Consider the following 14,797-nt stretch of genomic DNA (forward strand, 5'->3'; position numbering starts at 1 on the left):
AGTTCGCGCCTTTCAGCGCGCCTTTGTACACGACCAAACCAAGCTTGAATCGTGCCCCCTTATTTACCGCTGGCCTCAGTCCGTACCGTACTTCGGCGAATTGAGTTAAAAAAGTTCGGCACCTCACGCCCGAGCGCACCGCTCATTAAGCAGCACCAGGTCAGGGCATGGATCGATACGGGGCTTGAGCAGGCGCTCGCAAATGCGAGTCAGCACCTTGCAGGTCGATGGTCTTGATGGAGAAACGGCGCCGTGCCTGCCTCCATATCGCAAATCCTTTTGGATAGCCTTATGCCATCAACGGGGCGAAATCATAGAGTGGCCATTTAATGGCGTCAATGAAATGTACCAATTTATTTCAATGTAGATACATAGCTTCTGAAGGGGGAATGTCCCCCTCCATCCGTTACACCGGAATTTTTAGCGCCTTCTTGTACGATCGTACCTAAAGCTCGCTCAACCCAAGCCGATAACCGAACGAAGCCCTGACTCGATCAGGTGACCGAATAATAAAAGCCGCTTTGCAAGGACAGGTCCTATGCCTATGTTCCGCACGATCCAAGCCCGCTACACGCTGTTTCTGATCCTGTTCGTCCTGCTGCTGTTCGTCCTGACCGTGGTCGGGATCAGCCAGTTGGTCGCGCCCACGTTGCGCAAGACCGAGGAACAGGTCGTACTCAACCGCGTGGCCGAAGTGGCCGAGCAGATCAAGAACGAGTTGAACAAGGTCCAGGCCCAGCAGCGCAGCATCACCCAGACCATTCCCCTGCTCGACAGCGACACCATCGACAAGGTCCTGCCTGGCCTGGTGGATCAGTACGGCGAGCTGAAGGTCTTCGGCGGCGGCATCTGGCCCCTGCCCGGCCAGCGCACACCGGGGCGGAACAAGCACAGCACCTTCTGGCACCGCGATGCCAACGGCCAGTTGAAGGTCAATACCTTCTGGAACAGCGCCGAAGCGCCCAACTATTACGAGCAGCCCTGGTACAAGGGCGGCATGGCCACCCCGCGCGGCCAATGCGCCTGGGCGGCCGCCTACAAGGATGACGCCAGCCAGGAGCCACGCACCAACTGCGCCATGGCCATCCAGCGCGACGGCGTGCCCTACGGCGTCTCGACCATCGACGTGACCCTGGGCTTTTTCAACGACCTGGTGGCGCGCAAGGAAAAAGACATCGGCGGTGAAATGCTGATCGTCGAAGCCGACGGCAAGATCATCAGCAACAGCACCCATATCAACAGCCCGGTGGTGCTCAAGAACATCAGCGACCTGGCCGGCAGCTCGGCCTTCGCCGCGCAGGTCAAGACTGCCCTGCAGAACCGTGACGCCGCGTCCCTGCGCGTGGAATTCAACAACGACGGCGTGGCCAGCACCTTCTTCATGCGCCCCATCGAAGGCACCCCCTGGTTCCTCGCCACCGCCCTGCCGACCCAGTTGATCACCGCCCAGCGCGATGACGTGCTCAATACCCTGGCCCTGCTGCAGATCCCGATGATCGTGCTGCTGGTACTGTTGCAGGTGTATGCCATCCGCCAGTTGATCAACCGGATGCGCGCGCTCAAGACCAATATCGACGCATTGTCCGCCGGCGATGCCGACCTGACCCGACGCATCACCATCCGCGCCGAGGATGAGCTGGGGGCCATCGGTCACTCGGTGAACCGCTTTATCGTCTACCTGCAGAACATGATCGGCGAAGTCACCCAGGCCACCGGCGACATGGCCTCCAGCCTGGACAAGCTGCAACAGACCTCGGCCCATACCAACCAGATCCTCACCCGTCACGCCTCGGAAACCGAGCAGACGGTCACCGCCATCACCGAGATGAGCGCCACCGCCGACACCGTGGCCGAGAATGCCGCCGAAACCGCGGCCTTCACCCAGCGCGCCAACGAACACGCCGACCGTTCGCGGGTGGTGGTAGGCGAGGCTTCCAGCAGCGTGGTCGCGCTGATCGACGAAGTGTCCAGCGCCACCCACAAGGTCGAGAGCATGCAGCAGGACGCCCAGCGCATCACCGAGATTCTCGGGGTGATCGGCGCCATTGCCGGGCAGACCAACCTGCTGGCCCTGAACGCCGCCATCGAAGCCGCCCGCGCCGGCGAGCAGGGTCGCGGTTTCGCGGTGGTGGCCGACGAGGTTCGCGCCCTTGCCGCCCGGACCCAGGCCAGCACCTCGGAAATCAACGAGATGCTGACCCGCCTGACCCAGGGCGTCAGTTCGTCGGTAGCGGCCATGGAAAATACCCAGGCCAGCTGTCAGTCCGCGGCCGACGCCACGGCGCGGGTCAACGCCGGGCTCGATGAGATGGCCGGCTCCGTCAGCCATATCAACAGCCTCAGCACCCAGATCGCCACGGCCGCCGAACAGCAGAGTTCGGTGACCGAAGAGATCAACCGCAGCATGGTGCAGATCCGTCATATGGTCGAAGAACTGGTCCAGAGCGGCCATGCCACCGATGACAACACCCGCAGCCTGCTGGACGCCAACAACCGTGTCAGCGCGTTGATGGGCCGTTTCAAGGTCAAGTAAACCCCTGCCGGTCGTGCCTGCCTCTGGCGGGCACGACCGCCGGTCTTGTACTGATTTCGTACATTACGAAATATTTTGTATCACCTATGCTCATCATTGTTTCCGCCCTTTAACAAGGAACGCAGTCGGAGCAGAGCCATGGGACAACCTTCTTTCCAGCCTTATGCCAAGACGCTCAGCAACGAAATCCATATAGAAGCCGATATCGAGACGGTCTACGCCTACGTGACCCAGCCCGATCACTGGCATGAATGGCACCCCACCTCCGTCAGCGCCGATAACAGCATTCATGGCCCCTTGCCCAAGGATCATCGCTTCACCGAAATCATCGACCTGCTGGGTCTGCGCATCGAGATGAACTATCGGGTGGTCATCGCCGATGCTCCGGTTGAGTTCAAGATGGCTTTCACCTCCCCGGTGGTCGATGGCTGCATTTATTACAGCCTGCACCGTGACGGTTATGGCACGCAGTTCACCCGTACCCTGCAATACATCACCGAACTGAACCTGAGCGGTTTGCATGCGCGCATGGTCGAGCTCTCGACCCGGGCGATGGGCAACCTCAAACACTTGCTGGAAACCCCGCGGCGTTCCACCGCCTGACACCTCACAACCCTGTGCACAGCGATTTTGTGGGAGCTGGCTTGCCAGCGATGAGGCCCCCAAGTCTTGCACTGCATCCACCGATGCCATCGCCGGCAAGCCGGGCCCCTACAGATTCTGCGGTGGTTTTCGGTAAATACGTTAATCCAGGGTTAATCGCCGATCACCAGCATCGGTCCGATTCTTATGGAGATCCTGTATGTCCAATGCCCGCGCGCTCATGCTCGGCGGCCTGTTCCTGGCCGCGTCCCTGCCTGTCCTGTCCCATGCCGCCGAAGGCCCGGCCTATGGCCCGGAACTGCAAGGTTTCGAATACCCTTACCCGGTTCAGCATTTCGCCTTCCAATCCCAAGGCAAGTCCCTGCAGATGGGCTACATGGATGTCCCGCCCAGCGGCAAAGCCAATGGCCAGAACATCGTTCTGATGCACGGCAAGAACTTCTGCGGGGCCACCTGGGACTCGTCGATCAAGGCCCTGAGTGCCGCCGGCTACCGGGTGATCGCCCCGGACCAGATCGGTTTCTGCACCTCCAGCAAACCTGACAGCTACCAGTACAGCTTCCAGCAGCTGGCCAATAACACCCATGCCCTGCTGGAAAAACTCGGTATCGAGAAAACCCTGATCCTGGGTCACTCCACCGGCGGCATGCTCGCTACTCGCTATGCCCTGCTCTACCCGCAGCAGGTCGAACGCCTGGCGCTGGTCAACCCCATCGGCCTGGAAGACTGGAAAGCCCTCGGCGTACCCTATCGCAGCGTCGACCAATGGAACGAACGCGAGCTGAAGCTCAACGCCGAGGGCATCCGCAATTACGAACGCAACACCTACTACACCGGGCACTGGAAACCCGAGTTCGACCGCTGGGTCGATATGCTCGCCGGCCTGAACAAAGGCCCCGGTCACGTCGCGGTCGCCTGGAACTCGGCGCTGATCTACGACATGATCTTCACCCAGCCGGTCTACTACGAGTTCAAGGACCTGAAGATGCCCACCCTGTTGCTGATCGGCACCGCCGACACCACGGCCATCGGCAGCGATATCGCACCACCCGAGGTCAAGGCCCGGATCGGGCACTACGACGTACTCGGCAAACAGGTGGCGAAACTGATCCCGCGCTCGACCCTGGTGGAATTCCCGGGCCTGGGTCACGCCCCGCAGATGGAAGAACCGGCGCGTTTCCACAAGGCCCTGCTCGAGTGGCTGGCCAGCCAACAATAATGAGGAAAGAGTGAATGACCCTACAGATCGCGGTAATCGATGACTGGCAAGGCGTGGCCGCCGAGGCGGTGGACTGGAGTGCCTTGAGCGCCGTGGGCCAGGTCAGCTTTCTCCACGACTACCCGGCCGATACCGCGACCATGGCCGAGCGCCTGGGCGGTTTCGAGGTGATCTGCGTGATGCGCGAACGCAGCCCGTTCAACGAGGCCCTGCTGCGCCAACTGCCGCGCCTGAAGCTGCTGGTGACCGGCGGCATGCGCAACGCCGCCCTCGATATCAAGGCCGCCAACGCCCTGGGCATCCAGGTCTGCGGCACCGACAGCTACAAGCAGGCCGCTCCGGAGCTGACCTGGGCCCTGATCATGGCCGCCAACCGCAACCTGCTCAAGGAGGCCAACTCCTTGCGCGCCGGGCACTGGCAGCAAGGCCTGGGCGGCGACCTGTATGGCAAGACCCTGGGCATTCTCGGCCTGGGCAGCATCGGCCAGCGGATTGCCGGTTACGGCAAGGCCTTCGGCATGCGGGTCATCGCCTGGAGCGAGAATCTCACCGCCGAACGCGCCGCCGAATCCGGCGTGGAGTACGTCAGCAAGGCCGAGCTGTTCAAGCAGGCCGACCTGCTCTCCGTGCACCTGGTGCTGAGCGAGCGTTCCCGTGGCCTGGTGGACGCCGAGGCCCTGGGCTGGATGAAACCGTCGGCCTACCTGATCAACACCGCGCGCGGGCCGATCGTCGACGAACAGGCACTGATCGCGGCCCTTGAGCACGGCCGGCTGGCCGGTGCCGCCCTGGACGTCTTCGAACAGGAACCTTTGCCCGCCGACCATCCGTTCCGCACCCTGGACAATGTCCTGGCTACGCCCCATGTCGGCTATGTCAGCCAGAACAACTACCGACTGTTCTACAGCCAGATGATCGAGGACATCCAGGCCTGGGCCGCCGGACAGCCAATCCGCCTGCTAAGTTAATCACGCACTGGCCTAGGTGGCGCAATAGATAAGTACCTCCACGCCGGCCACGCGACTTCGTTTACTCACTCCTGAAGTGCCGTCACCTTCGACGGCACGGCCAGGAGAACATCCATGACCCGACCCACTTTCATAATCGGCGGCTGGAGCCAGACCCTCAGCCGCGACCCCATGCCCTATTTCACCCGGATGATGTACGGCATGGTCACCAACCTCGACGGCCTGACCACCGGCACCAGCAGTGCACCCGGCTGGAGCCCCACGACGTCAAAAGCTCCGCGCCCGACCGACTACAGCGGCCAGGTGCTCTGGACCTACGGTGGCGACCTGTGCTCGCCGAAGGCCAAACCGGCCCAGGACGAGATCGACACCATCGTCAAGGCAACCCTCGACAATGGCTGGGACGGCGTCGACTTCAAAGATGACTGCCAGATGAACATTCCCAACGTCATCGAAACCATGAGAGTCCTCAAGAAACACGGCAAGCAGACCCACTTCGGGTTTATCCCGGGCGATAGCTACAACACGCCCAGCAGTTGCGTCGGCAAGGAACTCAACGACAAGCTGCGGCAGATGATTCAATCACGGTACTGCGACCAACTCGTGCACCATTGCTATGCCAGTCGGATGTGGACCGACACCGAGATCGAACGTTATGTGGGGCGTTCCCTGGAACGCACCCTCGCCCATGGCGCGAGCGCCGACCAAGTGATCCTGGCCCTGAGCACCCGAGGACTGACCGATCACAATCTGAACGCATTCCTCGATCAAGTGACCCGTCTGAAGATCGGCGGGCTCTACATCTGGGCTTGTCATAAACTCTTGGCGAGCCATCAGCGCACCATAGCGGAACGCCTGGAGTTAAAACCTGCACTGCCCCGGTGCGAACTCTCATGGGAGACTTTCCCGGGAAGAACCATCATCGTTTAGCCCCCGGCTGTTTTTGATCCCGCTGATCTCAACAAGACCCAGCCAACTGGCGACATCTCTCCTACACTGATTTTTGGGCCTGCTGACCGCTCAGTCATTTCGTCGCAAAAAAGTCGAAACTTCTGATGCTGCGGTCGGTCAGGTTAAAGGTAGGGCCTCTATTCCGGGTGTATTACGGACAGAGGCTTCCCCACTCTTTCTTGCCTCCGTGCGACGAGCATTCTTTGCCCAGTCGCCCGGAACCGGTGTGTCCGACCAAAGGAAGCGGTTTGGGCACGCTGTATGAAAGAAAGGAAGAACCAGATCAAATAAGACGGGAGAGACACATGATCAGCGCTGCGTTGGAAACTCAGGGAGAGCATTTGAATCAGGCCAGCGAAGCGGTCCCCGTGTCAGCCCCCTTGGCGGGAGGAAAGCCTGTGTTGACGGCCCCCGCTGTCAATCCCAACAAGAAAAAGGTGCTGTTCGTCACCTCCGAGTTCGCCGACCTGGTCAAGACCGGCGGCCTGGGCGACGTGTCCGCCGCCCTGCCGCGGGCCATGCATCACCTGCACGATGTGCGGGTACTGATCCCCGGTTATCCGCAGGTGATGAACAGCGATAACCCGATTCATATCATCGGCGAACTGGGGGGCCACGCCGCGCTGCCGCCGTGCAAGATCGGCCGCATGGACCTGCCCGACGGCCTGGTGATCTACGTGCTGATCTGCCCCGAGCTGTTTGAGCGGGAAGGCACGCCCTATGGCGCCAATAACGGGCGCGACTGGCCGGACAACCATATCCGCTTCGCCCGCCTAGGCCTGGCCGCCGCCGATATCGCCGCCAACCTGGCACAGATCCACTGGACCCCGGACCTGGTCCATGCCCACGACTGGCCCGCCGGCCTGGCCCCGGCCTATATGCACTGGCGCGGCCAGCGTACCCCGACCCTGTTCACCATTCACAACCTCGCCTATCAGGGCGTGGTCAGCCTCGCCTGCTGCCCGGAACTGGGGATCCCGCCCCATGCCCTGCAACAGGAAGGCATGGAGTTCTACGGCAAGCTGTCGTTCCTCAAGGCCGGCATGGCCTACTCCAGCCATATCACCACGGTGAGCGCCACCTACGCCCAGGAAATCACCACGCCGCAATTCGGCTGTGGCCTGGACGGTTTCCTGGCCAGCAAGACCCACCAGGGCCTGCTCAGCGGCATTCCCAACGGCATCGACGAAAGCTGGGATGCCGCCACCGACAGCCATCTGGTCCACCCCTTCAGTCCGGGCGACTGGGAAGGCAAGGCGGTCAACGCCGCCCATGTGCGCAACCTGTTCGGCCTTGACCCGTCGACCGGGCCACTGTTTGCCGTGGTCTCGCGGCTGGTCTACCAGAAAGGCCTGGACCTGACCGAAGCGGTCAGCGAAATGATCGTCGCCGAAGGCGGCCAGATCGCAATCATCGGCCGTGGCGAACCGGAAGAAGAACAGGCCATGCGCCAACTGGCCCTGCGTTTTCCAGGCCGGATCGGGGTACGCATCGGCTTCAACGAAACCGATGCCCGACGCATGTTCGCCGGCAGCGATTTCCTGCTGATGCCCTCGCGTTATGAACCCTGTGGCCTGAGCCAGATGTACGCCCAGCGCTTCGGCTCGCTGCCGGTGGCGCGTAACACCGGCGGGCTGGCCGACACCATCGAGAACGGTGTCACCGGCTTCCTGTTCGACGAGTCCACCGTGGAAAGCTATGCCCAGGCGCTGCGCCGGGCGTTCAAGGTGTTCTCCTATCCGCCATTGCTCAACGCCATGCGCTGCCGGGCCATGGCCGCGCCGTTCAACTGGTGCAAGGCGGTGGAACCCTACGCCGAGCTGTACCAGAACCTGGTGAGCAAGTCCCGGAGCAGGTCGGGCCAGCACTGAGGAGGTCTTCATAGATGCCGTTACGGACTCTGGAAACCTGGCCTCATGGTGCGACCCTGTTGGACGCCGAGCACACCCGCTTCGCGCTGTGGGCACCGGACGCTTACTACGTCAGCGTCGAACTGGACGATGGCCGCTCACTGGCCATGCTGCCGCAGCACGACGGCTGGTTTGTCCTCGAGGCCCGCTGCCCGGCCGGCAGCCAATACCACTTCCATATCGACGGTGAGCGGCGGGTGCCCGACCCGGCCTCGCGGCGCCAGGTCGGCGATGTGCACGGGCCGAGCCAGGTGGTCGATTCCCTGGCCTACCACTGGCAGCACAAGGACTGGCAGGGGCGGCCCTGGCACGAGGCGGTGATCTACGAGCTGCACGTCGGCGTCCTCGGCGGCTATCGCCAGGTCGAAAACCAACTGGCACGCCTGGCCGAACTGGGGGTGACCGCCATTGAACTGATGCCCCTGGGTCAGTTCCCCGGCGAGCGCAACTGGGGCTACGACGGCGTGCTGCCCTATGCGCCGCATGCCGCCTATGGTTCGCCCGAAGACCTCAAGCACCTGATCGACACGGCCCACGGGCACGGCCTGATGGTGCTGCTGGACGTGGTCTACAACCACTTCGGGCCGGACGGCAATTACCTCGGCCAATACGCCAAGGACTTCTTTCGCGACGACCAGCAGACCCCCTGGGGCGCGGCGATCGATTTTCGCCGCCGCGAAGTCCGCGATTTTTTTATCGACAACGCCTTGATGTGGCTGCTGGAGTACCGTTTCGACGGCTTGCGCCTGGATGCCGTACACGCCATCAACGACAGCACCCTGCTCCACGAACTGGCACAGGCGGTTCGCCGCCAGGTGGACCCGACACGACACGTGTGGCTGACCCTGGAAAACGAACGCAACCAGGCCAGCCTGCTGGAGGAATCCTTTGACGCCCAGTGGAACGATGATGGCCATAACGCCCTGCACGTCCTGCTGACCGGCGAGACCGACGCCTATTACGCCGACTACGCCCGGGAAACCACCACCAAGCTGGCCCGCTGCCTGAGCCAGGGCTTCGTCTTCCAGGGCCATCCCGACCGCCACGGCCATAGTCGTGGCGAACCCAGCGCGCACCTGCCACCCAGTGCCTTCGTGCTGTTCCTGCAGAACCACGACCAGATCGGCAACCGGGCCCTGGGCGAGCGGCTCAACCAGCTCTGCCCGGCCCCGGCCCTGCGGGCGGCCACGGTGCTGCTGCTGTTGTCGCCGATGATCCCGTTGCTGTTCATGGGTGAGGAAACCGCTGCCCGTGAACCCTTCCTGTTTTTTACCGATCACCACGGTGAACTGGCCGACGCGGTGCGCGAAGGCCGTCGCGCGGAGTTCGCCGATTTCCCGGCCTTTGCCGACCCCGCGCGCCGGGCGCATATTCCCGACCCGAACGCCGCCGTCAGCTTCAACGACTCGCGCCCCGACCTGAACGACGCCAGCGACGACTTCAACCGCCAGGCCACCGTACACCTCTACCGCCAGCTACTGGAGCTGCGCCACCGCGAAATCATCCCCCGGCTCCCCGGTGCCCATGCCCTGGGCAGCGATGTCCTGGCCGACGGCGCCCTCAGCGCGCGCTGGCGGATGGGTGACGGCAGCCTGCTGCGCATCGACCTCAACCTCAGTGCCGAGTCCGTCGGCCATCACCCACCCAGCCAAGCCCGTTTAGTGTTCGAAAGCACCGCCGGCGCCAGTCGCCAATTGGATGAAGGTCATCTGGCCCCCTACTGCGCGCTGGTTACCCTGACCCCCGGGGACGTCCTGCAGTCACCCACCGGAGAGCACCCATGAACGACGCGCAACTGGAAATACTCGCCAGCCGGGCCGGCCTGGCCGTCGATTGGATCGACGCCAATGGCCGACCACAGAAAGTCCGGCCCGAGGTCTTGCGCAAGGTCCTGGCTGGGCTTGGCCATCCCGCCGACACGGAACAGGCCATCGAGAACAGCCTGCTGGAACTGCAACTCGTCCAGCAACACAAATACCTGCCGCCGCTGCTGACCGTGGACGTCGGCAAGAGCCTGGACCTGGCCCACTATTTCGCCGCCGACACCGCTTGCGAAGTACATCTGGAAAACGGCACGGTCCTGCACTTGCACCTGGACCAGGACGCGGTGCTGCCGGGCAAGATCCCGGTGGGCTACCAGACGGTGCATATCGCCGGCCAGCACTTCACCCTCGCCGTGGCCCCGGCCCAATGCCACAGCGTGGCGGCGGCCACCGATAGCGCGACACCCCGCGCCTGGGGCCTGACGGTCCAGCTGTATGCCCTGCAACGCGTCGGCGACGGCGGTTTCGGCGACACCCTGGCCCTGGAGAGCCTGGTCCGCGCCGCCGGCGAACGCGGCGCCGACGCCCTGGCAATCAGCCCGATGCACGCCATGTTCAGCTGCGACCCGCAACGCTACAGCCCCTATTCGCCGTCCAGCCGGCTGTTTCTCAACAGCCTTTATGCGGCGCCGGAAGCGATTCTTGGCGAACAGGCCCTGCGCCAGGCCATCGACACCACGGGACTGGCCGATGAACTGCGGCAACTGGAAGCGCTGCCGCTGATCGACTGGCCCCGTGCTGCCCGCGCCAAGCAACGCCTGTTACGCGCGCTATACGACGACTTTCGCCTCGGCCCCCACCCGCTCGCCACGGACTTCGCGCACTTTCGCCAGGCCGGCGGCGAGGCCCTGGAAAATCACTGTCGCTTCGAAGCCCTGCAAGCGGCCTGCACCGCCCGCGGCGAAAGCACCGACTGGCGACACTGGCCCACGGCCTGGCACCATCCCGACAACCCGGCCCTCGCCACCTTCGCCGAGGAGCAGGCCGAGGAGATCGGCTTCTACGCCTTCAGCCAATGGCTGATCGCTCGCAACCTTGAGCGCGCGCAAAACGCCGCCCGGGACAGCGGCATGGGCATCGGCCTGATCGCCGACCTTGCCGTCGGTGCCGACGGCGGTGGCAGCCAGGCCTGGAGCCGGCAGGACGAACTACTCGCCGAACTCACCGTCGGCGCACCGCCGGATATCCTCAACCGCGCCGGGCAAAGCTGGGGCATCTCGGCTTTCGCCCCGGAGGGCTTGAAGCGCCATGGTTTCCGTGCCTTTATCGAAATGCTGCGGGCCAACTTCGCCCATGCCGGCGGCCTGCGCATCGACCATGTGATGGGCCTGCAACGGCTCTGGGTGATCCCCCTCGGTTCACCACCGAGCGACGGTGCCTACCTGTATTACCCGGTGGACGACCTGCTGCGCCTGCTGACCCTGGAGTCCGCGCGCCACCAGGCGGTGGTGCTTGGCGAAGACCTCGGCACGGTGCCCGAGGGCCTGCGGGAAAAACTCGGTGCCCGGGCAATCCTCGGCATGCGCGTGCTGCTGTTCGAGCAGGACTACGACCATCGTTTCCGCCCCATACTCGACTGGCCGGACGACGCCCTGGCCATCACCAGCACCCACGACCTGCCGACCCTCAACGGCTGGTGGCATGCCCGGGATATCGACTGGAATATCCAGCTCGGGCTGATCGATGATGCCACCGCCGATCACTGGCGCGAAACCCGCGCACGCGAACGCGAGGGGTTGCGTCGCGCCTTGAGCAACGACCCACAGAATTTCCGCGACGAATCCCACGAGACCGACCAGGTCCTCGACGCCAGCGTGCGTTTCCTCGGTCATACCCGCGCGCCCCTGGTGCTGCTGCCGCTGGAGGACGCCCTGGGTGTCGAGGAACAGGCCAACCTGCCCGGCACCCTCGACAGCCACCCCAACTGGCGTCGGCGCCTGCCGGGCGACAGCGGCCAGTTGCTCGATGATGTGGATGCTGCCCGACGTCTCGAACTGCTGGCCTGCGCCCGTCTCCAGGCCGCCGAGCGTGATCGATGAAGCCAGCCTTGCGTGCAACGGTACGTCTGCAGTTTCACAAAGGCTTCAGCCTGGATGCCGCCGTAGCGCTGGTGCCCTACTTCGCCCGACTGGGCATCAGCCATGTCTATGCCTCGCCGCTGCTCACCGCGCGCGACGACTCCCTGCACGGCTACGACGTGGTCGACCCGACCCGGGTCAACCCACAGTTGGGTGGCGAAGCAGCGTTGCGGCGCCTGGTACACGCCCTGCGCCAGCACGATATGGGCCTGATCCTCGATATTGTCTCCAACCATATGGCCGTCGGTGGCGCGGACAATCCCTGGTGGCTGGACCTGCTGGAATGGGGCCGGCTGAGCCCCTACAGCGAGTTCTTCGATATCCAGTGGCACTCGCCCGATCCGTTGCTCGAAGGGCAATTGCTCATGCCGTTCCTCGGCAGCGACTACGGCGTGGCCTTGCAGGAAGGCAGCATCCCCCTGTGCTTCGATGCCGAGCATGGCGGTTTTCATATCGAGCATTACCAGCATCGTTTTCCCATCTGTCCCCGGGACTACGCGCAGATACTGGCCAACCTGCCCGAACTGGAAACCCTGGCCGGGCACTTCAAGGCCCTGAACAACCTGCCCGACGCCTATGCCCAGGCGCAGCTCCTGCGCGCCGAACTGGCGCAACGCCGCGACCTGCATGACGCCATCGAGCAGAACCTCGCCCGCTATGATTCACGCCAACCCGAAGGTTTCCAGCGCCTGCACCGGCTGCTGGAGCGCCAGCACTATCGCCTCGCCAGTTGGCGCACCGCCGCCGACGATATCAATTGGCGGCGCTTCTTCGATGTCAACGAACTGGGCGGCCTGCGGGTCGAGCGCCCGGCGGTGTTCGAGGCCACCCACCAGAAAATCTTCCAGCTGATCGAGGACGGCCTGGTGGACGGCCTGCGCATCGACCATATCGACGGGCTCGCCGACCCACGTGGCTATTGCCGCAAACTGCGCCGACGGGTCGACCGTCTGGTCCCCGGGGAACACCTGCCAATCTATGTGGAGAAAATCCTCGGCCAGGGCGAAAGCCTGCACCGCGACTGGCAGGTGGACGGCACCACCGGTTACGAATTCATGGACCAGTTGTCGCTGCTGCAACACGATAGCCGTGGCGAACAACGCTTGCCCGAACTCTGGAGTCGCCTCAGCGAACGCCCCGGCGAGTTTGCCGAGGAGGCCAAGCTGGCCCGTCAGCAGATCCTCGCAGGCTCTCTGGCCGGGGATTTCGAAAGCGTGGCCCAGGCCCTGCTGCAAGTGGCCCGGGACGACCTGATGAGCCGCGACCTGACCCTCGGCGCGATTCGCCGGGCCTTGCAGGCACTGATCGTGCACTACCCGGTGTACCGCACCTATATCAATGCCCAGGGTCGCCCGGCCGAGGACGAGGTGTTTTTCCAGCAAGCCCTGGCCGGAGCCCGCACCACCCTCGGCGAGGCCGACTGGCCGGTGCTCGACTACCTGCAACAGTGGCTCGGCGGACAACCCTGGCGCCAGCGCCCACCGGGCCGTCAGCGCAAATTGCTCAAGCATGCCTGCGTACGCTTCCAGCAACTGACCTCGCCGACGGCGGCCAAGGCCGTGGAAGACACCGCGTTCTATCGCTCGGCGGTGTTGCTCTCGCGCAACGACGTGGGTTTCTCCACCGAACGCTTCAGCGCGCCCGTGGAAGACTTTCACACGGCCAACCGAACGCGCCTGAAACACTTCCCGGACAACCTGTTGACCAGCGCCACCCATGACCACAAGCGCGGTGAAGACAGCCGCGCGCGCCTGGCGGTGCTCAGTGAAGTCGGCCCGTGGTACGTTGAACAGGTGCAAGGCTATCGCGAGTTGGCCCAAGTGCTGCGTAGCGATCCCCAGGCCCCGTCGGCGGCGGACGAGCTGATCCTCTATCAGGCATTGCTGGGCAGTTGGCCGCTGACCTTGTCGAGCGACGATTCGGCCGGCCTGCACGATTACGCCGAACGTCTCTGGCAATGGCAGAACAAGGCGCTGCGCGAAGCCAAGCTGCACAGCAGCTGGAGCGCACCGAACGAAGCCTACGAGCAGGCCTGCCGCGACTTTCTCGAAGCGCTGCTGACCCGCCCCGTCGGCCTGCCGCTGCGCCGGGCCCTGGTCGCCACGCTGGAAAAAATCGCGCCGGCCGGCGCGCTCAACAGTCTGGCCCAGTGTTTGCTGCGCATGACCGTACCGGGTGTGCCGGACCTGTACCAGGGCAACGAGTTCTGGGACTTCAGCCTGGTGGACCCGGACAATCGCCGGCCGGTGGATTTCACCGCCCGGCAACAGGCGCTGCAACACTCGACATCGCCCAAGGCGCTGTTGACGGACTGGCGCAGCGGTCGGCTCAAACAGGCCTTGATCGCCCGTACGCTGGCGGTTCGGGCCGAACACGGGAGGGTCTTCAGTCGCGGCGATTACCAGCCGTTGGACGTGATCGGCGAGCAGGCCGAATACCTAGTGGCCTTTATGCGCAGTACACCGACGCAGCGGGCCATTGTGATCGTACCCAGGCTGGCGGCCGGACTGCTGGCCAGCGATCAACTGCCGTGGGTACCGGCACCGGTTTGGGGCGATACGCGGGTCAAACTGCCGTTCGCCGCACCGGGCTGCAAATTAAAGGGACTTTTTTCGATGTGCGCAGTCACACCCCATAACGAGCTGATGGTCGGTGAGGCACTCGGAGATTTCCCGGTCAATCTCTTTACCCAAACTTGAGTTCAGGAGCATG

At 63.6% G+C, this 14,797-nt stretch carries 9 protein-coding genes; all 9 read left to right on the forward strand.

The features are described 5' to 3' along the window. Positions 1–538 precede the first annotated feature (538 nt). The 9 genes from M5C01_RS25450 (at position 539) to M5C01_RS25490 (ending at position 14,784) form a co-directional block, all read left to right on the forward strand. Complete coding sequence (locus tag M5C01_RS25450; RefSeq protein ID WP_152741358.1) at positions 539–2,533, forward strand: methyl-accepting chemotaxis protein; 1,995 nt, start codon at positions 539–541, stop codon at positions 2,531–2,533. Positions 2,534–2,671: 138 nt separating this feature from the next. Next, positions 2,672–3,136 (forward strand): SRPBCC family protein, encoded by a 465-nt coding sequence (locus M5C01_RS25455; protein WP_152741359.1) that lies wholly within the window; start codon positions 2,672–2,674, stop codon positions 3,134–3,136. Between the two features lie 199 nt (positions 3,137–3,335). Beyond that, positions 3,336–4,355, forward strand: a complete 1,020-nt coding sequence (locus M5C01_RS25460; RefSeq protein WP_152741360.1) for an alpha/beta hydrolase — start codon at positions 3,336–3,338, stop codon at positions 4,353–4,355. 14 nt (positions 4,356–4,369) lie between these two features. Further along, positions 4,370–5,323 (forward strand): D-2-hydroxyacid dehydrogenase family protein, encoded by a 954-nt coding sequence (locus M5C01_RS25465; protein ID WP_152741361.1) that lies wholly within the window; start codon positions 4,370–4,372, stop codon positions 5,321–5,323. A gap of 114 nt (positions 5,324–5,437) precedes the next feature. Further along, positions 5,438–6,253, forward strand: a complete 816-nt coding sequence (locus tag M5C01_RS25470; protein WP_218227414.1) for a hypothetical protein — start codon at positions 5,438–5,440, stop codon at positions 6,251–6,253. A 326-nt stretch (positions 6,254–6,579) separates the two neighbouring features. Then, complete coding sequence (gene glgA, locus M5C01_RS25475; RefSeq protein ID WP_152741362.1) at positions 6,580–8,145, forward strand: glycogen synthase GlgA; 1,566 nt, start codon at positions 6,580–6,582, stop codon at positions 8,143–8,145. 14 nt (positions 8,146–8,159) lie between these two features. Further along, a complete protein-coding gene (gene treZ, locus M5C01_RS25480; protein ID WP_152741363.1) occupies positions 8,160–9,968 on the forward strand; it encodes a malto-oligosyltrehalose trehalohydrolase in 1,809 nt (602 codons plus the stop codon). Next, complete coding sequence (malQ, locus tag M5C01_RS25485; protein WP_152741364.1) at positions 9,965–12,046, forward strand: 4-alpha-glucanotransferase; 2,082 nt, start codon at positions 9,965–9,967, stop codon at positions 12,044–12,046. Before treZ ends, malQ begins: the two co-directional genes overlap by 4 nt. Then, on the forward strand, positions 12,043–14,784 hold the full coding sequence (locus M5C01_RS25490; RefSeq protein ID WP_152741365.1) for a malto-oligosyltrehalose synthase: 2,742 nt from the start codon (positions 12,043–12,045) through the stop codon (positions 14,782–14,784). The genes malQ and M5C01_RS25490 overlap by 4 nt, the downstream gene beginning before the upstream one ends. Positions 14,785–14,797: the final 13 nt, after the last annotated feature.

Source organism: Pseudomonas sp. MWU12-2319, assembly GCF_023242525.1.
In the GTDB taxonomy this organism is placed as follows: Bacteria; Pseudomonadota; Gammaproteobacteria; order Pseudomonadales; family Pseudomonadaceae; genus Aquipseudomonas; species Aquipseudomonas gingeri_D.

Excerpts from the sequence above, each read along its gene's own strand:
- malQ (WP_152741364.1), top strand. The coding sequence starts at position 9,965 with ATGAACGACGCGCAACTGGAAATACTCGCCAGCCGGGCCGGCCTGGCC.
- M5C01_RS25490 (WP_152741365.1), top strand. The coding sequence starts at position 12,043 with ATGAAGCCAGCCTTGCGTGCAACGGTACGTCTGCAGTTTCACAAAGGC.
- M5C01_RS25460 (WP_152741360.1), top strand. The coding sequence starts at position 3,336 with ATGTCCAATGCCCGCGCGCTCATGCTCGGCGGCCTGTTCCTGGCCGCG.
- M5C01_RS25455 (WP_152741359.1), top strand. The coding sequence starts at position 2,672 with ATGGGACAACCTTCTTTCCAGCCTTATGCCAAGACGCTCAGCAACGAA.
- treZ (WP_152741363.1), top strand. The coding sequence starts at position 8,160 with ATGCCGTTACGGACTCTGGAAACCTGGCCTCATGGTGCGACCCTGTTG.
- M5C01_RS25450 (WP_152741358.1), top strand. The coding sequence starts at position 539 with ATGCCTATGTTCCGCACGATCCAAGCCCGCTACACGCTGTTTCTGATC.
- M5C01_RS25470 (WP_218227414.1), top strand. The coding sequence starts at position 5,438 with ATGACCCGACCCACTTTCATAATCGGCGGCTGGAGCCAGACCCTCAGC.
- glgA (WP_152741362.1), top strand. The coding sequence starts at position 6,580 with ATGATCAGCGCTGCGTTGGAAACTCAGGGAGAGCATTTGAATCAGGCC.
- M5C01_RS25465 (WP_152741361.1), top strand. The coding sequence starts at position 4,370 with ATGACCCTACAGATCGCGGTAATCGATGACTGGCAAGGCGTGGCCGCC.